The following is a 23,181-nucleotide window of genomic DNA, read 5'->3' on the forward strand; positions in this document are numbered from 1 at the left end:
GCTCTGAGCGGGTGTCGTATAATGGCATTACTCCAGCTTCCCAAGCTGATAACGAGGGTTCGATTCCCTTCACCCGCTCCAATCAGATTTCAGTCTCACGTCGTTTTTTGATGGGGGATGCAGGTAAAGAAAAAACCGGCCTTGATGGCCGGTTTTTTTATGTCTGGAGTTTGGTGGAATCGGGCTCTGAGGCATCTCCCCCACTTTTGTCCGTTGTCCGCTGATCGATGAGTAAGTGCTCTCGGGGCGTTAGCGACTACCCTGAAGTCTGTTAGCGTTTTTTTCTAAAAACACGGATTTATTATCAAATTTCATCAAGCGTTAGCATTTTCACGCCTACGAAAAATTAGCGTTTTCGCACGGGACTCGCAGCAACTTCATCTTCGACGAATACAAGGACGCGTGCTTTGCCTGGCGCTATCCCGATCTGACCGAACACGTCCTGTACACCGCACGAGTCGTCGAGCACACGATTCGAAAGGAAATGGCGGATGAAGCCAGAGTACTGGTGATCTTTCAGCAAGCTCAGGACCGGCTGAAAGAAGTACTGGAAATGCCGGACCAGGATGCGAACCGCATCATCCGCTCCATCAAGGAGAACGGCTGGGTGGTGTCCGGCAAGCTAAAGAAAGGGTACCCGCAGCTTGAAGATGAGCGCATGGCAGAGCGCGTTGTGGAGGCCGTGCGTTCTGCGTTTGAGGATCGTGAGATGGGGGGCGGCGAAGTGCAGTGCCGGTGAATTCGGGGGAATTGCCCTTCTACGCTGTGGCGGATTAACGCCAGCCAAATTCAGCATCGACCACCCATTTACTGGTGGCACAAAGAAGCCAATTTCCGAAAAGGCAATGTCCCACACGACACTGGGAATTGTCCGTACACTTGCGCATTGCTGTGCTTTTGTCACGAGGCTTATAGTCGGCCGACGCCCAAATGGCGTGTCGGGTTTGGCGACTCGACGACATGGTGCAGAAGCTTCCGAGCAGTTTCGGAGCGCTTTTGAACGCACTTAGCTGCCTGTTTTTTGGTAGCTGTGCGTGGGAGATCCCAGGATCTGCCGGTTATGCCATGTCCGGTTCGCCAACCCGCGTACAGCTGCCACCCATTTGTTTGGCGACAATTGAGTGGTGGGGTCTTCCAACTACATGGTGATCACTCATGAATGAATACATGGCCTTAACCAGCAACGCCGACGACCTACCCTCCCTGTTCGTCAACACCACTCAACCGCTGCATTCACTGCTCAGCACGGCCAGTTACAGAATCCGAGCCGTGACGCAGATTCTTGAAAACCTCGCGATGCGGGGTGACATCACCACTGACTCGGTCATTCTCAGCGACTTCGCATTGCTCTGCTGCATACCTTTGCGCGACGGTTGCGATGTGCTGGATGTGATTGCGCGACGCATGGATGCAGAACCGTCCTGACGTCACAAGGGGGCGCTGTTTCGGCGCCCCTCCAGGTCTTGACACCGAAAATCACGCATGCTAGCGAATGCTATACTTCTTTCAAATTGCATGAAGTCTGCAACGTCCCCCACGGGCACAGATACCGACTGCAAATCTCAGTTAACGGCTGCAGGACAGAGGAGGTCTACAGCAAACACGAGATGGGAGGTGTGGTATGAATCGGCACTATTACATCAGTGACAATCTCGACGATCTTGAAACCGTTGAAAATGAACTGGAAGCCAACGGCATCAATACCGAACAAATTCATGTGCTCAGTGAAGAAGTGGCTGATGTTGAAGAACATCACCTCCACGAAGTTAACTCGCTGATGAAACAAGATACTGTTCACTCTGGCGAGATTGGTGCGGTGGTCGGTATACCACTCGCGGCGCTGGTCCTGGGTGGCGCCTATTGGCTAGGCTGGACCGAATCCGCAGCAGGCTGGATGCCTTTTATCTTCCTGGCGATTGTTATATTGGGCTTCAGCATCTGGGAAGGCGGTTTTTTTGGTATCCAGGTGCCAAACACTCACTTCCGCAGTTTTAAACAGGTGGTAGACGAGGGCAAACATATCTTCTTCGTGGATGTTGAGCCGGATCAGGAATCGGTACTGGACCGGGTAATCGAACATCATCCAAGGCTGAAGATCGCCGGCATGGGTACGGCAGCCCCCCACTGGACAGTCGCCTGGCAGCACAAATGGCATCAGTTCAAACGAGTGATATCGGGTTAGCCCCGCAGGCTTGAGGGCGTCCGGAAGTGCCATCCGGACGTCGCTTATTGGCCGAAGAAAATCACCCGGCTGAGGAACACATAATCAGCCTCGGTGGCCATCAGTCCGACGAGTACCAGTAAACACAACGGTGGCACCAATATGGCGTAGACCATGGCCAACCGTTCCCAGGCCATGTGCATGAAGACGGAGACAATCAGACCTGCCTTCAACAACATGAGCGTGATGATCAGGGACCACCGGAGGTAGCCCTGGAAGTGAAAATAGTCGACAAGATACGACAACGTGCTGAGGACGAATAACAGCCCCCAGATTTTAAGGTACAAGCTGATTGGATGTTGCTGACCCTGGGTATGCGCCATCATCAGTGCTCCTCTTCAGAACCTGTTCACGACCTACCATAAATAGAAGAACGCAAAAATAAACACCCACACCAGGTCCACGAAGTGCCAGTAAAGCCCGGCTATCTCGACGATCTGATAGTTTCCGGAGCGCTCATAATCTCCGCGCAATACTTTCATCGCCACAATGCTGAGGTAGATGACGCCGACTGACACATGCAGCCCGTGGAAACCGGTAATCATGAAAAAGCTGGCACCAAATTGCGCCGCCCCCATGGGGTTCCCCCAGGGACGCACCCCTTCTGCGATGAGCTTGCTCCATTCAAATGCCTGCATGCTGACGAAGGTCACCCCGAAGGCTGCGGTCGCCAGCATCAGGGCAGCGGTTTTCGCGCGATCACGGCGATAGGCGAAATTGACCGCCATAGCCATGGTGCCGCTGCTACTGATCAGCACAAAGGTCATGATGGCGATCAGAATAAGCGGGATTTCTCTACCGCCAATCGTCAATGCAAACACTTCACTGGGGTTCGGCCAGGCATTGGTGATCGTCATGCGTACCGACATGTAGCCGGTTAAAAAGCAGGTAAATACAAACGTATCGCTGAGCAGGAATATCCACATCATCGCCTTGCCCCAAGGCACCTGCCTGAAAGCCTCTCTGTCCGAGGCCCAGTCGTTGGCGATGCCCTGCCATCCCGTTGCAGGTGGCGAGCTGGGTGGATTGGATGAAGTGGACTCGAGTGGGGCTAGCGGGTGCGATGCCATGGCTTTTCACCTCAGGCCGCAGAATCTGGCAATGGCTTCATAGGTTGCCGGCGTACTGGTCAGCAGCGCGAATAGCACGAACCAAAGACCCAGTAAGTAATGCCAATAGGTGGCACAGAGCTCTACGCTGGCGCTGAGTTGCGGCAACGGCACGTGATGCAGGAATTTAGCGACGGTTCTGCTCCAGGCGATCAGCCCGCCCAGCAGGTGGAACCCGTGCAGGCCGGTCAACAGGTAGAAGAAACTGTTGGCCGGATTACTGGCGACAAAGTAGCCCCAGGCGACAAACTGCTGCCAGACCCAGAGTTGTCCTGTCAGAAAGGCAACTGCAAATACGCCCCCCACTGCAAAACCAATGACCGTTGCGTCCAGTCGCCCCTGTCGGGCGGCCATACGCGACCACTGCAGGGCGATGCAGCTGAATACCAGAAAAGCCGTATTCAGCCATAGCTGCCAAAGGTTGGCCAAGGGCGCCAAGGGCTCCGTCAGGGGTCGCCAGTCGGCCATTTGCGAGCGTTCGATAAAGGCAACCAAAAAGAGAAAGAATAACGAGCTCACGACGGCCAGAAACAAGCGCAGGCCGACTCTTGCGTTTTGGATTCTATTGGCAGCCTCGGCGGCCTGAATATCCTCAGGACCACCACTCCAACTACCGCCGGGGTCAGCACCGTCGACGTTTCTCAATAGCAGCCTGTTCATGTTTTAACGTCCGCAATCCTGGCTCCGGCACTGAGTTGCCGCATCTGCTCCAGCCCCTCGTCGGAGACCGTTTGCGGAACGAAATCCTGGTCTATTCCCGGCATGCTGTAGTCGTAGGCCCAGCGATACACGACCGGCAGCTTCGCGCCCCAGTTACCGTGTACCGGCGGGGTGTCTGGCGTTTGCCATTCCAGACTGGCCGCGCCCCAGGGGTTACTGCCTGCGGGCTTGCCTTTGAAAGTGCTCCAGGCCAGGTTGAACAGGAACAGCAGTTGGGAAACGCCGACGATCAATGCGACCACCGTAATGAAAGAATTCAATTCTTGCGCCGACTGCGGAATGAACGCGTAGTTGTCATAGGCGTAGTAGCGGCGTGGCATGCCCTGGAAACCCAGGTAGTGCATGGGAAAGAAGATCGCGTAGGTGCCGAGAAAGGTAATCCAGAAATGCAGCTTGCCGAGGGTGTCGTTCGTCATGCGCCCGGTGACTTTCGGGAACCAATGATAAATGCCGCCGAACACCACCAGTACCGGTGCGACCCCCATGACCATATGAAAATGGGCTACGACGAAATAGGTGTCCGAGAGCGGAATGTCCACGATCACATTACCGAGAAACAACCCGGTCAGACCGCCGACCAGAAAGGTGACGATAAAGGCCAGGGCAAACAGCATCGGTACGGTCAGATGAATGTCGCCCCGCCACAGGGTCAGAATCCAGTTGTAGACTTTCAGAGCGGTCGGCACCGCGATGATCAAGGTGGTGGTGGCGAAGAAAAAGCCAAAGTAGGGGTTCATTCCGCTGACATACATATGGTGTGCCCAGACCACAAAACTGAGTACGCCAATCGCAATAATGGCCCACACCATCATTCGGTAGCCGAAGATACCTTTACGCGCATGCGTGCTGATCAAGTCGGAGACCAGACCAAACGCCGGGAGAGCAACGATATAGACTTCCGGGTGGCCGAAGAACCAGAACAGGTGCTGGAATAATATTGGGCTGCCACCTTGGTGATCGAGCTGCTGCCCCAGCGAGATGATTGCCGGCATAAAGAAGCTGGTGCCCAACAGCTTGTCGAACAGCGTCATGATCGCGCTGACAAACAACGCCGGGAACGCCAGCAAGGCCATAATCGAGGCCATGAAGATTCCCCATACGGAGAGCGGCATGCGAAACAATGTCATGCCGTGCGTGCGCGCCTGCAACACCGTGGTGACGTAGTTCAACCCGCCCATGGTGGTTGCGACGATAAAAATCGCCAGTGAGACGAGCATCAGTACGATGCCCCACTCGGTCCCCGGTGTCCCCTTGGTAATGGACTGTGGCGGATAGAGCGTCCAGCCCGCACCGGTGGGTCCGCCAGAAACAAAGAAACTGGCGAGCAACACCAGTACCGCGAGCAGGTAGGTCCAGTAACTCAGCATGTTGACGTAGGGGAAGACCATGTCACGGGCCCCCACCATCAGCGGGATCAGATAGTTGCCGAAGCCGCCGAGAAACAAGGCCGTCAGCAAATAAATGACCATGATCATGCCGTGCATGGTCATCGCTTGATAGTAAGTACTGGCGTCCATGAACCCCAAACTACCGGGGAAGCCTATCTGCAAGCGCATCAAGTCGGACAACACCACGGCGATGATGCCCACGAATATAGCCGTCAAGGAATACTGAATGGCGATGACCTTGTGGTCCTGACTCCAGATATATTTGGTCAGGAAACTTTTGGGCTCGTGCAGTGCTTCTGTTTCGGCTTGCTCCGCATAGGCCATCACGTCATCCTCCAACTGAAGTTTCGGTGTATTGCTGGCTGCTTACGGCTACTTTCCTGGCTCCGCCTTGCTCGTATCAGCGTCGGCATTCGCTTTGGATTTGATAAAAGCGATCAGTGCGCTCAACTCCTTATCACTCGGCGTAAAGGTCGGCATGATGGGTGCATAACCCTTGACGATTTTGGCGTTAGGCTTGAGAACCGATTCTTTTATATAGTCCTCATCGACCTTTATCCTCGTACCGTCCTCAAGGGTTTCTGTCTTGCCATACAGGCCCTGCCAGCTGGGACCAACGCCCTTGCTGCCATCGACACTGTGGCAGGCCAGACAGCCGAACGACTTGGCCAGTTGCTGTCCCTGCGCCGCCAAGTCTTCACCTGGGGCAGAAAGCTCATCGCCTTGGCGCGCGGTACCCAGTGATTTGATCAGGGTGACGAGAGCACCCAGTTCATCATCATTGAGAGTATAGGCCACCATGACCGGCGGGTAGCCCTGCACCCGCCGGGCCTTTGGATCGAGAATCGCCGATTTAAGGTAAGCCTCATCGACCTGCACACTGGTGCCATCGGCAAGCTGTTCAGTGCGGCCGTACAGCCCTTTCCATCCCGGGCCGAGACTGGCACTGCCATCCTGGCTATGGCAGGCGTTGCAACCGTACTTCTCGACCAACAGCCGGCCTTTTTCCAGCACGCTGTCGCGACTGGGTTTGGCAGCTGCCGCTAATGTCTGCGCAAAAGTCGGTTGGCTGCTCAACCATTGATCGAAGGCGCCCTGTTCGTCCACGATCATATGGCCGCGCATGTTGTAATGCCCTACACCACAATATTCAGCGCACATAATTTCATATTGCCCGGTTTTAGTTGGCGTAAACCAAAAGTACGACACCATCCCCGGCACCATGTCCATCTTGCCGCGCATTTGCGGTACATCGAAATCGTGCAGCACATCTTTGGAACGCAGTAAAACTTTTACCGGCTGATCGAGCGGAAGATGAACTTCATTGTTTAGTACCAGTATGTCGTCCTGCCCGGCAGGATCCTTGGGATCAAGACCGAAAGGGTTGGTGGAATCAGAAAACTTTATATCCGACTTGCCCAACTTTCCGTCCCGGCCGGAAAAACGAAAAGCCCACTGCCACTGCTGGGCAACCACTTCGAGTTCATAAGCTTTTTTCGGCACCCGGACGAAATCACTATAAACAACCAGGCCTGGCGCCAACATCGCGGCAATACCGACCGACGTAACGATAATTAACCATAACTCCAATTTCTTATTGCCTGGCTGGTAAGCCGCCCTGGCACCGTCCTTGTGACGATAACGCATCACGGCGACCGCCATAAATACCGTGATGGCGATGAAAAATATTCCGCTGATGATCAGGGTGATGAACTGGGTGGTGTCTATCGACCCCCAGTTGGAAGCGGCCGGTGTCGCATGCCAAGGCGCCAGGATGTTGAACAACACTGATGCAACAACGATTAGAATCAAGATAATTGCTATTGCCATTTTCTCTTCATCCTATTCCTGTCACGCGTGGATTATGCAAAAGCATCGCCACTTAACAGCATCGTCAAATTAATATTAATCTGACGTCCCAGCAGAGCAGACAAGCACCACTGCTCCTGACGGTAAAGTCAGCAAGAAGTATAGTGCAGGAACGGAGCAAGCGCTTTTCCTGAAGTACCGTGACGCACGAGCATTCCAACTCCAACAGTAAGTTAATTAGTTAAATCCATTCGCCACCTATAGCTAAAGATATTCAGCATCACGCCTCCCGGTACTCAATTGGGCATAGCGACTTGTTTCCGATCAGTCAAAATAATCAGAATCGAGCCCCACGCCCCCAAGCGACGCCCGGTTGCCAGCTATACTTAATTTCTGATTACGGACGGTAGAGATCGACCAGAAGTGGCCCGAGCTACAGAGTCCAGCAGTCCACAACGGAGGTTCCGTCATGAGTGCCTTGACGATCGAAGGCTGGTGCAAAATCAGCGGCGCCCAAAAATCCACCCCGGTGGGAGAGATCCATTTTGACGTCGATGCCCCCCTCCACCTGCGCCTGGAGGAAGCAGAAGAACGCCTGCAGAAGACCCATGAGCGTGAAGCCATGGTCGATGTCGACATGAGTTCAATGGATTTGATCCTGCCCGAGGGATACGGCCCCTTGTCCGACTGCCAAATGCGCGTCTATTTGCAACACGAACGCGGTCAGTTCCATCTGGTCGGACATCGAGCAAGCGATGGAAGCTTGATCTATACCAATGCGGTATTGATTGATCAGCTGCTTGAGTAGCGACTACGTGATTCTCGGCATCGGGTTTTCTCTGCGGGGGGAGCGCGGTGTCGAAAACTCATCTTTGTAAACAGAAAATGCAGAGACAAGAAAAACCGGTCCTCAGTGACCGGTTTTTCATGCCCGCCATTCAGCAATAACACGCGTTGAACTGGCATTGAAGGAATCAGAAACACTCCAGCGCTGCTCCTGGACACCGTGTCTTGCGGTGGTTCCTACACTGTTCCCTACCACTCATCCATTCTGTCGCCACCAGCGGTGGTTATAGTGTTGATAACTTATTTTCAGTAGGTATAGTAACCACCTACACAGCACAGGGAAGTGATGTGAATAGCCGATATTTGATAACCCAAATCGTCGCAGACGGCTGGTATCTGGTACGGGTCAGGGGCAGCCATCACCACTTCAAGCATCCTGTGAAGCCCGGTCTGGTCACCGTCCCACACCCGAAAAAGGATTTACTGACCAAAACGGCCGTCAGCATCCTGCAACAGGCCCTGCTGTATTGAACCGGCGAACAGCACCCAGAGGACAACGAACATGCTTTACCCAATTGCGATTTCAATGGGCGATAACGAACACGCCTGGGGCGTGGAAGTGCCGGATATTCCGGGCTGTTTCTCGGCCGGTGATGACCTGGACGATGCGATCGCCATGGCGCGCGAAGCCATCGAAGGCCACTTCGAGATACTCGCCGAAGACGGCTCGGCGATTCCACCCGCCAACAAGGTCACCGTACACGCGGCCAATCCGCAGTACGCCGGCGTTACCTGGGCATTGGTGGACATCGATGTCACCAAGTACCTGGGCAAGGCTCAGAAACTCAACATCACCCTGCCCGGCTATCTGCTGACCCGTATAGACGAATACGTGCTGCATCACCCGGAAGAGAAAAGCCGCTCCGGCTTCCTCGCCTCGGCGGCGTTGAAAGTGTTGCAACAGGGCTGAGGGCAACGGCCTCAGCCCTGATGCAACAACGACCTTTAGCGGGTCGCTACGATGAATAAACGCGGGAACGGCAGCAACACCGAACCATCGGCCAGCACCGGGAAGAATGGCTCTAACGCAGCCAGGTATTGCTCGAGGTACTGCGCTTTTTCCGCCTCGTCGAGCGGTTCAAGAAACGGCCGCAAACCGCTGCCCTTGAACCACTCGACCACGGCCGCAGGACCGCCCGCCAGCGGGTGATGGTAGGTGGTGCGCCACACATCGACCCGCGAGGCGCACGAACACAGCATCTGGTAGTAGGTATTGGCATCGTCGAGGGTCGTCCGTTGCCCGGCGATATCCGCAAGCTTGCGGGCCCAAGGCCCGTTATTGGCGACTTCACGCATCATTCGATGCGACGGTTGATCGAGGTTGTCGGGCATTTGAATCGCCAGGCTGCCACCCGGTGCGAGCTTGGCCACCAGCGACGGCAACAGCGTGGCGTGGTCGGGTAACCACTGGAACACCGCGTTGGCGAAGATCACATCGAACGGGCCGGGCTCGCTCCAGGCGGCGATATCGGCAATGTCGAAACGTACGTCCGGCAAGCGTTTGCGGGCGGCGCCGATCATGTCGGCCGAGCTGTCCAGGCCACGCACCTTGGCGTTGGCAAAGCGCTGCACGAGCAATTCGGTAGAGTTTCCGGGGCCGCAGCCGATATCGATCACCGAACGCGCATCGGTGTTCGGGATAGCGGCCAGCAAATCGCGCGCCGGGCGCGTGCGCTCATCTTCGAAAGCCACATACTGTTTGGCAGACCAGCTCATCGCGTACTCCTGTAACGGATCAGGACATGAGCGACGCGCTAGACTCTGCGTTTCGCTCGTGGGGCGCCAGTAAGCGACGGCCCTGCCAAGTTCGTCAAGACTCGGCTGGATGAGAGGGAACGCGATTCGTAGCAGCTGCCGGAGGCTGCGTTCGGCTGCGCAGCAGTCGTAAACCCTGAATCCACGGTTAACCTGAAAGAACGCGTTGCCTGATTTTACGAGCGCTTCGCAGCCGAACGCAGCCTTCGGCAGCTGCTACGTATTGTCATGAATTCGAGATCGTGACAGCGTCTGGACAGCACAAAAAAGCGACCCGAAGGTCGCTCTTTTTTGATTCGGCGAAACGCTGGATCTAGTGGGCCCAGCCCCCGCCTTGCCAATGCCAGCCATCGTTGCGCTGTTCCCAATGCGGGTGCACGTAACGATAACCCCGGCGTTCCGGTTCCCAGTGCCCGCGAACGGCGACATAACGCCCGCCTTCCCAACGCCAGTAACCGCGCGACCAGACATAACCTGGCCGGCCCGCGGGTTCCACTTCGATCACCTGGACCGGTGGTGGCTGCGGCGCGATGACTTCGACGTACTCGCGTGGTGGCGGACGCCGGTCGTGAACCACCCGCTCCTGTACGCAACCGGAGGCCGCGATGACCACTGCTACCAATGCCGCGTAACGTAACAACATGCTGCCTCCTGAGGCTCATCGGCCAATAGAGTAACCCTGTAAAACCATGCCCCCTTTACCGCCGCGCTCCTGCTTGGCGTATGAATATTTGTACCAGCAGATATCTGTCTAATACCTGAACCCACCTAAAGGAACTGTGTAAAGAAAAGTTGACCTTCCACAGATCGCAGAACCTGCGAGAACAAGTACAACACCTTCGTTGTTGAGCTGTTCTAGATGCACGTTATTCAGCATCGCGTCAGCTTCACGGGTGGAAACTACACTGGCTGCAGTCGACGTCTCTCTTGATACTCGGGAACCTCCTACATGCACATGCCACATGCCGTTTTGCGCCTGTTGTGTCTGTCGACCTGTTTGCTGTTGTTTCCCTCACTCGCCTTGGCCGGCCCCCCCGCAACGCTCAACCCGAGCGACATTGCCTGGCTGCGCCGCGATGGCTTCGATCTGGATGCCGCCAACCTGGCGCGCTTGCGCAGCATGGGCCGCGAGGGTCTGCTTCAAGCCCAATTGGCCGATCGCATCAATGACCCGCTGCCACCGGCAATCAACGCGCTGTTGCACAGCTATCCGGTATTAAGCGCGCCGCCCGAGTCCTTGTTGCTGGCATTCAAGAGCCAGCAGGAACAGCTCAAGGCCATGCCCGAAGGCGACGCCAAAAACGCCGCGAAAAAAGATACGCAACAACAAGCCAACGAACTCGCAGAACAAGCGCGTGAAGCCGTGCTGTTGCGTGCGGTGTATGGGCCCAATCAGCTCAAGGAGCAGTTGGTGGGTTTCTGGCTCAACCACTTCAGCGTGTTTCAAGGTAAAGGTCGCATACGGGTGCTGACGGCGGACTACGCAGAACACGCAATCCGCCCACACGCGCTGGGTAAGTTCAAGGATCTGGTGATGGCCACCCTCAAGAGTCCGGCGATGCTTGAGTACCTGGACAACGCGCAAAATGCCAAGGGCAAGGTCAACGAGAACTACGCCCGCGAATTGATGGAGCTACACACCCTGGGCGTCGGCTCCGGCTATACCCAGCAAGACGTGCAGCAACTGGCGTTGATTCTGACCGGCGCCGGGCTGATGCCGCTCGATGGTCGCACGCAGAAGTTTGCTCCTCGGTTACAGGCCTTGGTGGTGCGCGAAGGGCTGTTCGAATTCAATCCTCGTCGTCACGACTTTAGCGACAAGGTACTGCTCGGCCATCCGATCAAGGGCAGCGGCTTTGACGAGATCCGTCAGGCCGTGGAGCTGATTACCCGGCAGAAAGCCTGTGCGCATTTTGTCTCGCAACAGCTGGCCAAATACTTCGTTGCCGATCAGCCGCCGCCCGCGCTGGTGGAACGGATGGCCAAGACCTTCCAGGACAGCGATGGCGATATCGCCCAAGTGATGCGTACGTTGTTCGAGTCAAAGGAGTTGCTGCAAAGCACTGGTACCAAATTCAAGGACCCGATGCAGTTTGTGGTGTCGGCGGTGCGGCTGGCCTATGACGGTAAGCCGCTGGCCAACGCCAGGCCGATGATCAATTGGCTCAATCAGTTGGGGCAGCCAGTATTCGGTCGCGTGACACCGGACGGCTGGCCTTTGGAATCCAGCGGCTGGTCGAGCTCGGGGCAGATGTCCAAACGCTTCGAAATCGCCCGGGCAATCGGACGCGGGGATAACCGATTGTTTACCCCACAAGGTAGCAACCTGCCCGGTCCAGGGTTTCCGATGATCACCACACCGTTGTTCTACGAAGCCATCTCTCCACACCTTTCAGCAGCGACCCTTGGCGCGCTGAACAAGGCCGTGTCGCCTCAGGAATGGAACACCTTTTTGCTCGCCTCACCTGACTTCAATAACCGTTAAGCTGCGTAATGGGGTGTCGCCATGAATCGTCGAGAACTGCTGATTGCCGCTGTAGCAGCCGCGTCGCTGCCGTCCTTGTCGTTTAGTGCAAAGCTGTTCGCCGCCCCCGTTTCGGCACCGCGCTTTCTGATCGTATTCCTGCGCGGCGGCTACGACTGCAACAACCTGCTGGTGCCCTACTCCAGCGACTTTTACTACGAGTCGCGTCCGACTCTCGCCATTGCCCGGCCGGACTCGCATAACCCCAACAGCGCCATTGCACTGGACAGCCATTGGGGCCTGAACCCGGTTTTACGTGACTCGATCTATCCGTTGTGGCAACGCAAGCAGATCGCCTTCGTGCCGTTCGCCGGGACCGATGACGTGTCCCGCAGCCACTTCGAAACCCAGGACAATATCGAGTCTGGCGAACCGACCCAACAGCGCAACCGTTACGACTCGGGCTTTCTTGCACGCTTGTCGCGTCAGGTGCCGAACAGTGCGCCCATTGCCTTCACCGATGCCTTGCCCCTGAGTTTTCAGGGCGGCAACGCCATCCCAAACATCTCGTTGCGCGGTAACTCGAAACCGGCCTTCGATGCTCGACAATCGGCGATTCTTTCGTCGATGTACCAAAACACACCTTATGCCGCCTCCGCAGCCGGTGGCCTTGAACTGCGCCAGCAGGTGTCAAGGGATCTGCAAGAAGAGATGGTCAAGGCCAATCGTGGCGCGCCGAATGCACAGAACTTCGCGGCCCAGACCCGGCGCATGGCGACGCTGATGCGCGACCAGTACCGACTGGGTTTCGTCGATGTCGGCGGCTGGGATACCCACGTCAATCAGGGCAGCACCAGCGGCCAACTGGCCAACAACCTGGCGAACCTCGGTGAAGGTCTGGTCGCCTATGCCCAGGCGTTGGGGGATGAATGGAACAACACCACCGTGGTGGTGGTCTCGGAGTTCGGCCGCACCTTTCGTGAAAACGGTGCCAGGGGCACCGACCACGGACATGGCACGGTGTACTGGGTACTCGGCGGCAACGTTCGCGGTGGACGCATCGTGGGTGAACAGGTGACGGTCAACCCACAAAGCCTGCTGCAAAACCGCGATTACCCGGTGTTCAACAATTATCGGAACCTGCTCGGAGGTTTACTTGGCAGGACCTGGGGCTTATCTGCTTCGCAGTTGCAGAACGTATTTCCCGGTGCGCGTCCGGACGCATTGCAGTTGCTCTGATCGGCGATCGGCGCAAGGCTTGCTCAAAGCCATCGACGGTCAATTCTCCGACACCCTGGAAGTGAAGCTGCCGGGATCGGTAATCGCTGCTCAAAGGCACACAATTCAGAGGGAAATCAACGCTTGGGAAACGTTCTGGATCACCATTTCCTTATCGCCAAATCATCGGAAATTAGAAGAAAAACGACCGCTCGTCGAACGACGGCCCCTCTGTTTTGACAGCTTAAGATGGGCATCTATATTCCAGACGCGGCCTGTTGGAAGGAACCCGGGCCGGTCACTTTTATAGGCAAGGAGCCAGGCCAGCTCGTACCTTGTGATCGGTAGGTTCCCCGTAGTAGCGCGCTTACAGCAGCCGTATGGCAATCAAGCGTTGTTGTGCCTGGTAGACGCCAGGCCCTCACTATGAACAAGGAGCTTTACTATGTCTCGAGTCACGGATGTGCTTGTTTCGATCGACACAGAATCCATTCTGAAAAACTACCCGAACATCAGCAAAAATCCCAACGCGCCAACGCTTATCGATGTCAGTCATGTGTACATGGTCACCAACCGGGACAACGTGATCAATGGCCAGGCCGGTGGTGAACTGAATCTGAAAGCCTCCGTCGGTGACCTGATTCGCTGGCGTGAAACCAGCCTGTCGCAGAGCTTCGAAACAGCGGTAATTTTCTACAAGTTCATCGGCAACGCGGGTAATGAGCTGATCTCGACACCGACGCCACGCAAGGCCACCGCATGTGTTGCCGTGCCAAACACCAGCAACCCGTCAGTGCCTAGCTGCCAGAAAGTCGATAACCATTACTGGTCTTCGGAAACCCTGGCCACCGGCAGCGTGACCTATCACTTCAACTTCCTGATCGTGAACCGGGACTGCCAGATAGTAGGTTGCTGCTCGTGGGATCCGTTCATCACCATCCGTAACTGATCTGGACGGCCCCTTGGCGACAAGGGGCTTTCCCCTCTGCCTCGCGCCCCGACTGGAACTGGATGTCTTGCGTAAGCCGCAGCGGTGGCCGCGATCGACCCACATCATGAAAGGAAGCCGTGATGTCTACAGATACCAGCGCAAACCCGTCATCCACCACTGAGCAGGCAACCAATGTGTTGCTGATTATCGACGCCGAAACCCTGCTCACCCGCTACCCGGAACCGAGCCTCGACCCGCAGCAACCGACCGTGATCGAGGACGGCTTCATTTTCACCTTTGGCGCGTCCCTGGGGACAATGCCAACGTCCAAGAGCCCTTGTCTTGAACTACCGGCAAGTTCAACCAAAACCTTCCACATCCGTGGCCGAACCGTCGGTCTGCACGCCGAACACAGCGTGGTGTTTTACAACCTGACTGTGGGCGACGCCGGTGTGTTCTCAAAACCGCATCTGGTGGTGCATAACGGCCAGACCTTGCCCGCCCCCAATCCCGAATCCCCCACCGAACCACTCGCGGTAAAAGCCGATGATCACTATTGGCATTGCCAGCAGCTGAGCACCGGAGTCGAGCAGTGCGAGCTGAGCTTTATGCTGGTGAACAGCGGCTGTGAAGTGCTGGGGTATTTCAGTTGGACGGTTGGGGTGAAGCTGTCGAGCTAAACAAAAAACCGGCTTCAATAGCCGGTTTTCAGTTTTTCCTGCTGTGATCAGCCGTAATACCCAACTGTCTTTTTCAACTGATCCGAATACTCGTAAATATCATCGACCGAATTGATCGGATGGCGAGTTTCGTTCTTCTCTTCGTCGAAGATACCGATGTACTTTTGTGACCGATTAAAATGCAGGCGACAGATCGGTTTACGGTTATTGTCATCGAGCAAGATACCGAAATAGCTCTGTGTATCACGCTGCACAATCCGTTTGGCATCGACTACCGAACGCACCACCGCACGGACAATGTGATAGCCCTCCAGCTCTTCGAGCGTGGTCAATACCTTGTCATCCGACTCGTTACGCTCATCCGGCTCTGAGATACTTGCATCTGTTGCCGGCAGTGAGGACAGACTGGGTTGAATGGCTCCGCTCATAGCTGATTTAAGTCGATCGTTGATCTGATCGTTGAGAAACTGCACGACCGCTTTTCTCGTCAATTCCTGAAACTGTTCCCGGACTTTTTGTGTGATCACACCATCGTAAACCCGGGACGCAAAGACTTTTACGAAATCGTCATCAGGTTTGCTGACTTGGGCCGCGATCACTTTTTTGATCTGGCTGACGTATTTCAACTCACCCGCTGCGCTGATGATCGAATCGACATCGAATGCGGACTTGGTCAGCTTCGTCAGCTCTGGGACTGAATACTCGTCGATATCGAGCAAATCGAGTTCAAGGAAAGGCTTTTCATCCATCTTGTTGGGGGCGTCCAGATCCGTAAAAAACTTGTAGACCTGACCATTGGTGAGGATCGAGATTCGAGCGCTGGTGACATGGAAGTATCGAAACAACTGCGATGCGTGATTGATGTGCAATGGTTCACCAATCTTTTTACACTCGATCAGGATCTGAACCTCCCCTTCCTTCATGATCGCGTAATCGATTTTTTCTCCTTTCTTGGTCCCGACATCGCAAACGAACTCAGGGGTCACCTCCGACGGATCAAAAACGTCGTAGCCCAGTACTGTGCTGATAAAAGGCATGACAAAAGCGTTTTTGGTCGCTTCTTCCGTCTGAATCGCAGCCCCTTGCAGACGAACTTTTGCGGCGAGACTTGCAAGCTTTTCGATAAATTCCATGAGTGGCCTCTTACCTGTTTCCGATCCGTGTATGTGCATGCTGGCAAATTGACTGCCATTGATACTAGACACAAACCGCCACAAAGAAAGAAACCGAATGTGGATATAGGTCAGAAGAAGAGCGTTCCTACGAATACGAAAGACAGGGATGTCTCTATAGCCGTTCAGGAAGATAAATGACCGCGCTCTACCCAAGAAATGCAAAACGAGATGCGGGGGCTGGAAACACAGCATTGGTGACAGCGAGACAACTTCGCTGGAAGGTTCACCTGCTGCTGACAAGCAACAGCAGGATTTGAATCAGTGCTGATCAGCACCTGCCTCAACCATCCACCCGACCCAATTGGCTGTTGGCCTGAAGGGCCCTTGCCATATGCAAATGGTTTTCGAGCTTGGGCAGGGTTTCTGCAACGAAGGCCTTGAGTTCCGGCACGTCGGTGGTTTGTGCTTCCTGCTTCAACTGTTCGATGGCTTCCTGGGTGGTTTTCACCTGGCTGGCGGCAAAGGCCGTGTCGAAGGAGTCGCCGTCCTTGACCTCAGGAATCAGCGCCTTGGCCTTGCTGGCCACCTCGTCTCTGGGGGCGACGGGCAGATCGAGTTTCTTGGCGATTTTCGCCAGATGCTGGTTAGCCGTGGTGCGGTCGTTGATCACCACAATCGTGTAATCCTTGACCTCTTTGGATTCGGTTTTCTGGTGAGCCAGGCGGCTGGCTTCGATGTCTGCCATACCTTTGACCGAGGTGTCATTGATGAAGTCGGTTGGCGACTGGGCAAAAGCGTTGCTGGCGCCCAGGCCTAGCAACACGACAAAACTGATGGTCGATAATCGGCTGGCCATACGGCTCATGGTCGCGCCCTCCTTGAACAGGCAAATGAGTGCAACGGGTTTCCCCGCCTGACGTCTGAAGTTAAAACACCGCAAAGGTTTAGAAAAATTGCACCGGCCGCGACGAACGGCGCCCGAATGGAAGCCGAATCAGACGCGGTCCAGCCGTCCACTCAGGCGTTTGACCGCGTACATGGCCTCATCCGCATGCTTGAACAATTGCTTTTCTTCGCTGCCATGCTCGGGGTAGAGCGCGATGCCGATACTCGGCAGGATGTTCAGGGTATGGCTCTCCAGGCGCATCGGCTGGCCAAGCACCTGACGGATTTTGATCGCCACACGGGCTGCATCTTCGGCGGCCTGAATGCTGTCGAGCAAGACCACAAACTCATCACCGCCAATACGCGCCACCGTGTCGGACTCACGCACGCAACCTTGTAGTCTATTGGCCACCGCTTGCAGCAGCATGTCGCCGACGCCATGGCCATAGGTGTCGTTGACCTGTTTGAAGTGGTCCAGGTCGACGTATAGCAGCGCCATGCGTCCAGAGTTTCTTCTGGCTTTACCGAGGGCAGCAGTCAGGCGTTCACGCAACAGTTCGCGGTTAGGCAAGCGGGTCAACTGGTCGTGCTGCGCCATGAATTGCAACCGGCAGTGCAATTGCTTGCGCTCAATGGCTGCCGCGAGCTGGGCACAAACGTATTGCAGCAGCTCCTTGTCGCGCTCGGTATAGCGTTCGCCACCGGGTACGCTTTTGACGATCAGCGCACCGATGGTGCCTTTCTGTGAGTTCAGCGGCACACCCAGCCAGCAGGGTGAGTCCTGGCCATTGCCGACCTCGAACAGTCCGGGCATCGAGAAAGGTTGGTCAGGCGTCACCAGCACCGGCTGCCCCGTTTCGATCACCTCGGTGCAAAGCCGGCCGGTAACGCTGCACAGCGGATCGCTCTCGCGTTCGTCGACGTGGTACGGGAAACTCAATTGCTCGCAGTGCTCGTCATAGAGCGCCACCGAGAAGTTCAGCGCCGGCAGCCATTCGCCAATCAATTGATGAACGAGCTTGAACAGCGCCAGCAGATCCTCAGCGGCATGGGCTGCTTCGGAGATCGCGTACAGTGCGGCCTGCCGGGACTCTGCCTGTTTGCGCTCGGTGATGTCACGGGCCACGGCGATGCGCAGTTGATCGACTTCAGACCAGCGCGCCGACCAGAGAAGATGCACCACCTGACCATCCTTGCGCAGGTAGCGGTTTTCGAAGTTCGGGTTGGGTTGACCGCGCATGATTTCCCGAGCGGCGTCCAGGGTCCGTTGGCGATCGGCCGGGTGGACCATCTCGATCATCGACTGGCCGATCAGCTCGTCCGGGGTGTAACCGAACACTCGCTCGCTGGCGGCACTGACAAAGACGAAGCGCCCCTGGCTATCGACCGCACACACGACGTCGAGCAAAAGATCGATGTAACTCGCCAGCGGCGCGGAATTACTGGTGGTCATCGTGGATGGATACTGTCCAAAAGTGCAGCCGTGAGTATCAATCCCTGGACCCGGCATCGCTGAAACGGATGTCCTGATGCAGCTGTCGCAGCCCTGCGCGCAGCCTCAAACCTTGTTCGTCAGCAACCCTGGCACCGCGTGCAGCAAGGCATTGATGGCGAAACCGGTGAACATTACCCCGCAAATCCGGGTAATTGCCAGCTCATGACGCTGATACAACATGCGCACCCGACGAGTGCCCACAATGCCGATCAGAATAGCGTATGCGGCGATACCGCCAACGAAACTCGGAAAGATCAGCTATGGACATGCCGGGAGTGCGCCCGGTCACGGAGTGAAAAACTTCATCCCGGCATAAGCTCTCTGGCGGCACGCCTGAAGTCGCGACACCAGATCCCCGACATGGGCCTCGATCTTGTGCCCATCCGGATCCAGAAAATAGAACACCACGCTGCAGTCCAGATCAGTGACCGCCAGGGTCAGATGGTTGAGGCCAGAGAGCATGCAGGAATACCTTGTGGGTGATGTTTTGAATCAAAGGTTCTGGGGGCAACAGACAAATGGGGCTAGCAGCGCCCCCCTGACAGCGATGTAGTATGTTGTATTACAAACCACTACATCGAGACTGCCATGTCCGTCATGTCTTTGCGCCTGCCAGACGAAATCGCCGAGACCCTCGCCAATTTGGCTAAAGCGACAGGCCGCAGCAAATCTTTTCTCGCCGTAGATGCGCTACGTGAATACCTGGCTCGAGAGGCCTGGCAAATCGAAGAAATCCAACATGCCTTAAAAGAGGCTGACGCTGGAGATTTTGCCAGTGACGAAGACGTAAATGCCTTGGCCCGCAAGTGGGCAAACAATGCGCGTTGAGTGGCTGAAAACCGCACTAAAAAATATTGATGACGAAGCCGCTTACATCGCGCTGGAAAGTCCAAAAGCCGCAGCTGACTTCGTCAAAGCCATCTTCACCAGTATCGAGCACCTTGCCCAATTTCCTGCGATTGGCCGTGAAGGCCGTCTGCCCGGCACTCGAGAGTGGGTACTAGCCGATCGCCCCTACGTCATCCCTTATAGAGTCCGCCAAGGGCGTTTGCAGGTTCTGCGAGTGTTCCACACCCGCCGTCTACCCCCCGGAACATGGTAGGTCTCAACCTGTGTCATGAGCCCTGCAATTCTTTCGGAACAACATACCGCTGACCGTCATACCGCAGCGTCGTCAGTACCGTTTTCCCCACTGTATCTTTGGATTCGCATTCGCCATTTTTCACCGAGTCTTGCGAGCCGGTGGTCACCGATTTAACGATCAGGTCGGCAAAGCCGTGGCTGCTGGTTTTGGCTATATCCAGAGTGCGTTTGATGTTCGAGAACTCGCCCGCACAGTTGGTATCCCACTCACCGCTAGCGGATTCGATCACCAGTTGCTCCAGTACCGGGCGCAGCGTGTTGCCTTCGCGAACATACAGCGACAGTTGGGACTCGCCGAAAGGATTGGCCCGCGACGAGCCAGTGAAACCTGCCCGCACGCCGAACGCTCGCAGATCGGAGGTGAGTTTGTAGCGCGCGGTATCGATGCTCAGCCCATCGAACCGGATGGCATCGGAGCTGAACACCGAGGCTTTGGAATAGTGGGCCAGCGGCTTGCCATCAACGTTGGACACCACCGCCAGTTTCAAGTCGTACATACCCATGCCGTCAGGCTCATCGCTATGAGTCGAGTCCGGCTCAATCTGCGACAGTGCAGTGATGGTCTGGCCGCTGTAGGCCGGCCAGTTCTTGCACACCGAATAACCCGGTACACCCTCGGGCAATGGCGGTGTTACACACTCGGCATACGCCTGGGTCGCGCCCAGCGCACCACTCATTGCCACACATCCCAACCAGCTGTATTTCAAGGTCATTCCCTGTTCCTTGTGAACGTCATCAATCGATAAAAGATCAGCCCTGCACTATTGCCCGCCCGGTCTGCCGATTCAACCCGTTCAATGCCTGATCGTCACCATGACGCGAGGGTTGCGATGCCGGGTGCATCCATCGAATGACACTGAGCCTTCTAACTTCAGGTTAATATCCAACGCTTTAAAAGCCTCATACGGATCGGGCAGCACTGAAGCAATGACCTTTGGTGCGGACATGGAACCCTCGCAGATCAGCCGTTTTTGCGAGCTGATCATCGACCTATTGCGCGCTCACAGCCGACACCCCGGCCACTGACCCACCAGGAAACAGTCCTTGAAAAGCAGCACAACACTCGTCATCACTTGCTCTACGGTTTTTCTCGCGCAGTTGGGCATGAGCATTTATCTCCCGGCCCTGCCGGAGATTGCCCGGTACCTGAACAGCGATGCTTCGCACGTCTCCTGGGGGCTGGCGGTGTACCTGATCGGCATGGCGCTGCCCATGTTGTTCTGGGGCAGCCTGAGCCAACGCATTGGCCGCAAACCGGTGCTGATTGCGGCGTTAGGCATCTATGGGCTGGGTAATCTGGCCTTGCCCATGGGCACCACCCTGGAGTCATTCCTTGCACTACGGTTGGTTCAGGGTATTGGCGCCAGCGGGATTTCAGTCATGGCCCGAGTGCTGATTCGCGACAGCTTTCGCGGAGATCTGTTAGCCAAGGCACTGTCCTGGATTTCGATTTCCTTTGTGGTTGCGTTGGGGATTGGACAATACCTGGGCTCACTGATACAGGTTGCACTGGGCTGGTCAGCGATCTTTTATTGGCTGGGCGGCACGAGCCTGTTGATGGGGACAGTGGTGGCACGGGTCACCTTCCCGACATTGCCAGAAACGAAAAGTCAGTCATCCAGTTGGCCCATTTACTGGCGCATTCTGCGTCATCGGCATTTTCTGCTTCCAGCACTCGCCGGTGGTCTCGGTTACGGAGTAATCGTCGCGTTCAACACCGCAGCACCGGCAATTCTGCAAGGTACGTTCAACTGGTCTGCGGTCGAGTACGGCCTCTTGGGATGGCCAATCAGTGCAGCCTATTTTTTCGGGGCGCTGGTGATCAATCGCTACGTCCTGCACACCGGTCAGCACCGGTTGATGAACGCAGGTGTAGGCTTGGTGTTGGTCGGCAGCGCGGTCATGCTGCTGGGCAGCCTGCAGGCAACTGCGCTGGCGTTACTACTATGGTTGCCTTACTGCGTTGCGGTGCTTGGCCAATCGTTGATTTATCCCATCAGCCTGTCTCTGGCCAACGATGGCTCGCCGGTCAGTGGTGCTTATGCAATGGCCTTGAGCGGCTTTATCCACCAACTGATGGCCGCCATTATCGGTGGCATCGCCAGCCTGCTGGTCAGCCAGCAGGCTTGGCCGTTGTCATTGTTATGCAGCTTGTTGGCCCTCGGCGCGATGCTCTGCGTAACGCTTGTACCGCGTCCCGAAATCATCGAACAAAGCGCCCGGTAACACCGCCAGTCAAAACGCGCTGCGAAAGATCTCCTCGATCTGCCGCTGATCTGCCGCCCGTGGATTGGTCAGGCCACAGGCATCTTTCAAGGCGTTGGCGGCAAGGATCGGAATGTCTTGCAGCTTGGCGCCGAGGTCGCGCAAACCGCCGGGAATCTCGACATCCCTGGCCAACGCGCGGATCGCCACGATGGCCGCTTGGGCGCCCTCTTCCGGACTGACACCGAGGGTGTCGGCACCCAGAGCCTGCGCCACTACCGCAAGGCGTTCGGCGCAGACTGCGGCGTTGAAGCTTTGTACGTGCGGCAGCAGTACCGCGTTGCACACGCCGTGGGGCAAATCATAAAAGCCGCCCAACTGGTGCGCCATCGCGTGCACAAACCCCAACGAAGCATTGTTGAATGCCATACCGGCGAGGAACTGCGCATACGCCATGTTTTCCCGGGCGATCATGTCGCTGCCGTCGTGCACGGCCAGGCGCAGGTTGCGGCTGATCAGCTCGATGGCTTTCAGTGCGCAGGCGTCGGTGATCGGGTTGGCGGCCGTGGAAACGTAGGCTTCGATGGCGTGGGTCAAGGCGTCCATGCCGGTTGCGGCGGTCAGGCCCTTGGGCATCGCCGCCATCAGCGCCGGGTCGTTGACCGACAGCAGCGGCGTGACGTTGCGGTCGACGATGGCCATTTTCACGTGGCGCGATTCGTCGGTGATGATGCAGAAACGGGTCATCTCGCTGGCAGTGCCGGCGGTGGTGTTGATCGCGATCAGCGGCAATTGCGGCTTGGCTGATCGGTCGACGCCTTCGTAATCGGCGATCTTGCCGCCGTTGGTGGCGCACAACGCAATGCCTTTGGCGCAATCGTGGGGCGAGCCGCCGCCCAGGGAGATCACGCAATCGCACTGGCTGCGCTGCAGCAGTTCCAGGCCGCTCTCGACGTTGGCGATGCTCGGGTTCGGTTTGGCACCGTCGAAAATCACCGAGTCGATGTCCTGCATCGCCAGTTTTTCAGCGATCAACCCTGCCACGCCAGCCTTGGCCAATCCTGCGTCCGTCACGATCAAGGCCTTGCGAAATCCATAGTTGCGAATGGCATTCATGGCTTCGTCGAGGCAACCGGTGCCCATGATGTTCACGGCAGGAATGAAAAACGTGCTGGTCATCACCAATCCTCTTCGATA

Annotated in this window: 24 protein-coding genes, 1 tRNA gene and 3 pseudogenes; 14 read left to right on the forward strand and 14 right to left on the reverse strand. The window is 56.2% G+C overall.

Annotated features, from left to right (window positions below):
- Positions 1 to 7: 7 nt before the first annotated feature.
- From AC1RJ3_RS03975 to AC1RJ3_RS03990, 4 genes and pseudogenes are all read left to right on the forward strand, one after another.
- Positions 8 to 81 (forward strand) — tRNA-Gly (locus tag AC1RJ3_RS03975).
- Positions 82 to 361: 280 nt separating this feature from the next.
- Positions 362 to 739, forward strand: a pseudogene (locus tag AC1RJ3_RS03980) (Fic family protein); the annotation flags it as partial.
- 416 nt (positions 740 to 1,155) lie between these two features.
- Positions 1,156 to 1,425, forward strand: coding sequence for a hypothetical protein (locus tag AC1RJ3_RS03985; protein WP_054596089.1), 270 nt, complete (start codon positions 1,156 to 1,158; stop codon positions 1,423 to 1,425).
- Between the two features lie 196 nt (positions 1,426 to 1,621).
- Positions 1,622 to 2,182: a magnesium transporter gene (locus AC1RJ3_RS03990; protein ID WP_493077552.1), complete on the forward strand. Its 561-nt coding sequence runs from the start codon at positions 1,622 to 1,624 to the stop codon at positions 2,180 to 2,182.
- Positions 2,183 to 2,226: 44 nt separating this feature from the next.
- On the opposite strand, the gene AC1RJ3_RS03995 is transcribed toward AC1RJ3_RS03990, so the two are convergent.
- Genes AC1RJ3_RS03995 through AC1RJ3_RS04015 form a run of 5 tightly spaced genes read right to left on the reverse strand, consistent with a single transcriptional unit; the run spans position 2,227 to position 7,268 of the window.
- Entirely contained in the window at positions 2,227 to 2,544 is a 318-nt protein-coding gene (locus AC1RJ3_RS03995; protein WP_419119731.1) for a cytochrome C oxidase subunit IV family protein, read from the reverse strand.
- Positions 2,545 to 2,577: 33 nt separating this feature from the next.
- Complete coding sequence (locus AC1RJ3_RS04000; protein WP_493077554.1) at positions 2,578 to 3,291, reverse strand: heme-copper oxidase subunit III family protein; 714 nt, start codon at positions 3,289 to 3,291, stop codon at positions 2,578 to 2,580.
- 6 nt (positions 3,292 to 3,297) lie between these two features.
- A complete protein-coding gene (locus AC1RJ3_RS04005) occupies positions 3,298 to 3,990 on the reverse strand; it encodes a cytochrome c oxidase subunit 3 (RefSeq protein ID WP_493077556.1) in 693 nt (230 codons plus the stop codon).
- Positions 3,987 to 5,762 carry a cytochrome c oxidase subunit I gene (gene ctaD / locus AC1RJ3_RS04010; protein ID WP_493077558.1) on the reverse strand — a complete coding sequence of 592 codons (1,776 nt, stop codon included), beginning with the start codon at positions 5,760 to 5,762 and terminating at the stop codon, positions 3,987 to 3,989. Before ctaD ends, AC1RJ3_RS04005 begins: the two co-directional genes overlap by 4 nt.
- Before the next feature lie 48 nt (positions 5,763 to 5,810).
- On the reverse strand, positions 5,811 to 7,268 hold the full coding sequence (locus tag AC1RJ3_RS04015) for a c-type cytochrome (RefSeq protein WP_493077560.1): 1,458 nt from the start codon (positions 7,266 to 7,268) through the stop codon (positions 5,811 to 5,813).
- Positions 7,269 to 7,716: 448 nt separating this feature from the next.
- Here AC1RJ3_RS04015 and AC1RJ3_RS04020 point away from each other — a divergent pair, with 448 nt between their 5' ends.
- From AC1RJ3_RS04020 to AC1RJ3_RS04030, 3 genes are all read left to right on the forward strand, one after another.
- A complete protein-coding gene (locus AC1RJ3_RS04020; protein ID WP_054596084.1) occupies positions 7,717 to 8,055 on the forward strand; it encodes a hypothetical protein in 339 nt (112 codons plus the stop codon).
- A 326-nt stretch (positions 8,056 to 8,381) separates the two neighbouring features.
- On the forward strand, positions 8,382 to 8,564 hold the full coding sequence (locus tag AC1RJ3_RS04025) for a type II toxin-antitoxin system HicA family toxin (protein ID WP_081013750.1): 183 nt from the start codon (positions 8,382 to 8,384) through the stop codon (positions 8,562 to 8,564).
- Positions 8,565 to 8,595: 31 nt separating this feature from the next.
- Positions 8,596 to 9,003 carry a type II toxin-antitoxin system HicB family antitoxin gene (locus AC1RJ3_RS04030; protein ID WP_071551463.1) on the forward strand — a complete coding sequence of 136 codons (408 nt, stop codon included), beginning with the start codon at positions 8,596 to 8,598 and terminating at the stop codon, positions 9,001 to 9,003.
- A 35-nt stretch (positions 9,004 to 9,038) separates the two neighbouring features.
- Here the strand turns inward: AC1RJ3_RS04030 and tam are convergent, their stop codons facing one another.
- On the reverse strand, positions 9,039 to 9,809 hold the full coding sequence (gene tam, locus AC1RJ3_RS04035) for a trans-aconitate 2-methyltransferase (protein WP_493077563.1): 771 nt from the start codon (positions 9,807 to 9,809) through the stop codon (positions 9,039 to 9,041).
- A 352-nt stretch (positions 9,810 to 10,161) separates the two neighbouring features.
- Complete coding sequence (locus AC1RJ3_RS04040; RefSeq protein WP_019692252.1) at positions 10,162 to 10,491, reverse strand: YXWGXW repeat-containing protein; 330 nt, start codon at positions 10,489 to 10,491, stop codon at positions 10,162 to 10,164.
- A 306-nt stretch (positions 10,492 to 10,797) separates the two neighbouring features.
- Here AC1RJ3_RS04040 and AC1RJ3_RS04045 point away from each other — a divergent pair, with 306 nt between their 5' ends.
- From AC1RJ3_RS04045 to AC1RJ3_RS04060, 4 genes are all read left to right on the forward strand, one after another.
- Complete coding sequence (locus tag AC1RJ3_RS04045) at positions 10,798 to 12,333, forward strand: DUF1800 domain-containing protein (RefSeq protein WP_493077565.1); 1,536 nt, start codon at positions 10,798 to 10,800, stop codon at positions 12,331 to 12,333.
- 21 nt (positions 12,334 to 12,354) lie between these two features.
- The gene (locus tag AC1RJ3_RS04050) at positions 12,355 to 13,551 is read left to right on the forward strand and encodes a DUF1501 domain-containing protein (RefSeq protein ID WP_493077567.1); all 1,197 of its coding nucleotides are present in this window, start codon (positions 12,355 to 12,357) and stop codon (positions 13,549 to 13,551) included.
- Positions 13,552 to 13,975: 424 nt separating this feature from the next.
- The gene (locus AC1RJ3_RS04055) at positions 13,976 to 14,479 is read left to right on the forward strand and encodes an inclusion body family protein (protein WP_054596081.1); all 504 of its coding nucleotides are present in this window, start codon (positions 13,976 to 13,978) and stop codon (positions 14,477 to 14,479) included.
- A 122-nt stretch (positions 14,480 to 14,601) separates the two neighbouring features.
- Positions 14,602 to 15,141 carry an AidA/PixA family protein gene (locus AC1RJ3_RS04060; RefSeq protein WP_347929165.1) on the forward strand — a complete coding sequence of 180 codons (540 nt, stop codon included), beginning with the start codon at positions 14,602 to 14,604 and terminating at the stop codon, positions 15,139 to 15,141.
- Positions 15,142 to 15,188: 47 nt separating this feature from the next.
- On the opposite strand, the gene AC1RJ3_RS04065 is transcribed toward AC1RJ3_RS04060, so the two are convergent.
- The 5 genes and pseudogenes from AC1RJ3_RS04065 to AC1RJ3_RS04085 all read right to left on the reverse strand — a co-directional run.
- Entirely contained in the window at positions 15,189 to 16,274 is a 1,086-nt protein-coding gene (locus tag AC1RJ3_RS04065; RefSeq protein WP_493077570.1) for a type I restriction endonuclease, read from the reverse strand.
- 322 nt (positions 16,275 to 16,596) lie between these two features.
- The gene (locus AC1RJ3_RS04070) at positions 16,597 to 17,121 is read right to left on the reverse strand and encodes a DUF4142 domain-containing protein (protein ID WP_493077572.1); all 525 of its coding nucleotides are present in this window, start codon (positions 17,119 to 17,121) and stop codon (positions 16,597 to 16,599) included.
- A 129-nt stretch (positions 17,122 to 17,250) separates the two neighbouring features.
- Entirely contained in the window at positions 17,251 to 18,594 is a 1,344-nt protein-coding gene (locus AC1RJ3_RS04075) for a sensor domain-containing protein (protein WP_493077574.1), read from the reverse strand.
- A 105-nt stretch (positions 18,595 to 18,699) separates the two neighbouring features.
- Positions 18,700 to 18,894, reverse strand: a pseudogene (locus AC1RJ3_RS04080) (LysE family translocator); the annotation flags it as partial.
- A 27-nt stretch (positions 18,895 to 18,921) separates the two neighbouring features.
- Positions 18,922 to 19,038 (reverse strand): annotated as a pseudogene (locus AC1RJ3_RS04085) (glutathione transferase); the annotation flags it as partial.
- Between the two features lie 186 nt (positions 19,039 to 19,224).
- Here AC1RJ3_RS04085 and relB point away from each other — a divergent pair.
- Both relB and AC1RJ3_RS04095 read left to right on the forward strand, forming a co-directional pair.
- On the forward strand, positions 19,225 to 19,464 hold the full coding sequence (relB, locus tag AC1RJ3_RS04090) for a type II toxin-antitoxin system RelB family antitoxin (RefSeq protein WP_054596077.1): 240 nt from the start codon (positions 19,225 to 19,227) through the stop codon (positions 19,462 to 19,464).
- The gene (locus AC1RJ3_RS04095; RefSeq protein ID WP_081013749.1) at positions 19,454 to 19,738 is read left to right on the forward strand and encodes a type II toxin-antitoxin system RelE/ParE family toxin; all 285 of its coding nucleotides are present in this window, start codon (positions 19,454 to 19,456) and stop codon (positions 19,736 to 19,738) included. Before relB ends, AC1RJ3_RS04095 begins: the two co-directional genes overlap by 11 nt.
- A gap of 13 nt (positions 19,739 to 19,751) precedes the next feature.
- Here AC1RJ3_RS04095 and AC1RJ3_RS04100 read toward each other — a convergent pair whose 3' ends face one another.
- Positions 19,752 to 20,492: a PA3715 family protein gene (locus tag AC1RJ3_RS04100; RefSeq protein ID WP_493077577.1), complete on the reverse strand. Its 741-nt coding sequence runs from the start codon at positions 20,490 to 20,492 to the stop codon at positions 19,752 to 19,754.
- A 331-nt stretch (positions 20,493 to 20,823) separates the two neighbouring features.
- Between AC1RJ3_RS04100 and AC1RJ3_RS04105 the strand changes: the two genes are divergently transcribed.
- Positions 20,824 to 22,005 carry a multidrug effflux MFS transporter gene (locus AC1RJ3_RS04105; RefSeq protein ID WP_493077579.1) on the forward strand — a complete coding sequence of 394 codons (1,182 nt, stop codon included), beginning with the start codon at positions 20,824 to 20,826 and terminating at the stop codon, positions 22,003 to 22,005.
- Positions 22,006 to 22,014: 9 nt separating this feature from the next.
- Here AC1RJ3_RS04105 and yiaY read toward each other — a convergent pair whose 3' ends face one another.
- Entirely contained in the window at positions 22,015 to 23,163 is a 1,149-nt protein-coding gene (yiaY, locus tag AC1RJ3_RS04110; RefSeq protein WP_347929161.1) for an L-threonine dehydrogenase, read from the reverse strand.
- Positions 23,164 to 23,181 lie beyond the last annotated feature (18 nt).

The sequence above is a fragment of the Pseudomonas sp. GW822-FHT04C11 genome (assembly GCF_058800905.1).

What these genes read in the sequence shown, in the direction of transcription:
- AC1RJ3_RS04005 (WP_493077556.1), bottom strand. Translation starts at nt 3,990, where the DNA reads ATGAACAGGCTGCTATTGAGAAACGTCGACGGTGCTGACCCCGGCGGT.
- relB (WP_054596077.1), top strand. Translation starts at nt 19,225, where the DNA reads ATGTCCGTCATGTCTTTGCGCCTGCCAGACGAAATCGCCGAGACCCTC.
- AC1RJ3_RS04070 (WP_493077572.1), bottom strand. Translation starts at nt 17,121, where the DNA reads ATGAGCCGTATGGCCAGCCGATTATCGACCATCAGTTTTGTCGTGTTG.
- AC1RJ3_RS04045 (WP_493077565.1), top strand. Translation starts at nt 10,798, where the DNA reads ATGCACATGCCACATGCCGTTTTGCGCCTGTTGTGTCTGTCGACCTGT.
- AC1RJ3_RS04015 (WP_493077560.1), bottom strand. Translation starts at nt 7,268, where the DNA reads ATGGCAATAGCAATTATCTTGATTCTAATCGTTGTTGCATCAGTGTTG.
- AC1RJ3_RS04075 (WP_493077574.1), bottom strand. Translation starts at nt 18,594, where the DNA reads ATGACCACCAGTAATTCCGCGCCGCTGGCGAGTTACATCGATCTTTTG.
- AC1RJ3_RS04060 (WP_347929165.1), top strand. Translation starts at nt 14,602, where the DNA reads ATGTCTACAGATACCAGCGCAAACCCGTCATCCACCACTGAGCAGGCA.
- AC1RJ3_RS04020 (WP_054596084.1), top strand. Translation starts at nt 7,717, where the DNA reads ATGAGTGCCTTGACGATCGAAGGCTGGTGCAAAATCAGCGGCGCCCAA.
- yiaY (WP_347929161.1), bottom strand. Translation starts at nt 23,163, where the DNA reads ATGACCAGCACGTTTTTCATTCCTGCCGTGAACATCATGGGCACCGGT.
- AC1RJ3_RS04050 (WP_493077567.1), top strand. Translation starts at nt 12,355, where the DNA reads ATGAATCGTCGAGAACTGCTGATTGCCGCTGTAGCAGCCGCGTCGCTG.
- AC1RJ3_RS03995 (WP_419119731.1), bottom strand. Translation starts at nt 2,544, where the DNA reads ATGGCGCATACCCAGGGTCAGCAACATCCAATCAGCTTGTACCTTAAA.
- AC1RJ3_RS04065 (WP_493077570.1), bottom strand. Translation starts at nt 16,274, where the DNA reads ATGGAATTTATCGAAAAGCTTGCAAGTCTCGCCGCAAAAGTTCGTCTG.
- AC1RJ3_RS04095 (WP_081013749.1), top strand. Translation starts at nt 19,454, where the DNA reads ATGCGCGTTGAGTGGCTGAAAACCGCACTAAAAAATATTGATGACGAA.
- AC1RJ3_RS04030 (WP_071551463.1), top strand. Translation starts at nt 8,596, where the DNA reads ATGCTTTACCCAATTGCGATTTCAATGGGCGATAACGAACACGCCTGG.
- AC1RJ3_RS04000 (WP_493077554.1), bottom strand. Translation starts at nt 3,291, where the DNA reads ATGGCATCGCACCCGCTAGCCCCACTCGAGTCCACTTCATCCAATCCA.
- AC1RJ3_RS04100 (WP_493077577.1), bottom strand. Translation starts at nt 20,492, where the DNA reads ATGACCTTGAAATACAGCTGGTTGGGATGTGTGGCAATGAGTGGTGCG.
- AC1RJ3_RS03990 (WP_493077552.1), top strand. Translation starts at nt 1,622, where the DNA reads ATGAATCGGCACTATTACATCAGTGACAATCTCGACGATCTTGAAACC.
- tam (WP_493077563.1), bottom strand. Translation starts at nt 9,809, where the DNA reads ATGAGCTGGTCTGCCAAACAGTATGTGGCTTTCGAAGATGAGCGCACG.
- AC1RJ3_RS03985 (WP_054596089.1), top strand. Translation starts at nt 1,156, where the DNA reads ATGAATGAATACATGGCCTTAACCAGCAACGCCGACGACCTACCCTCC.
- AC1RJ3_RS04040 (WP_019692252.1), bottom strand. Translation starts at nt 10,491, where the DNA reads ATGTTGTTACGTTACGCGGCATTGGTAGCAGTGGTCATCGCGGCCTCC.
- AC1RJ3_RS04055 (WP_054596081.1), top strand. Translation starts at nt 13,976, where the DNA reads ATGTCTCGAGTCACGGATGTGCTTGTTTCGATCGACACAGAATCCATT.
- ctaD (WP_493077558.1), bottom strand. Translation starts at nt 5,762, where the DNA reads ATGGCCTATGCGGAGCAAGCCGAAACAGAAGCACTGCACGAGCCCAAA.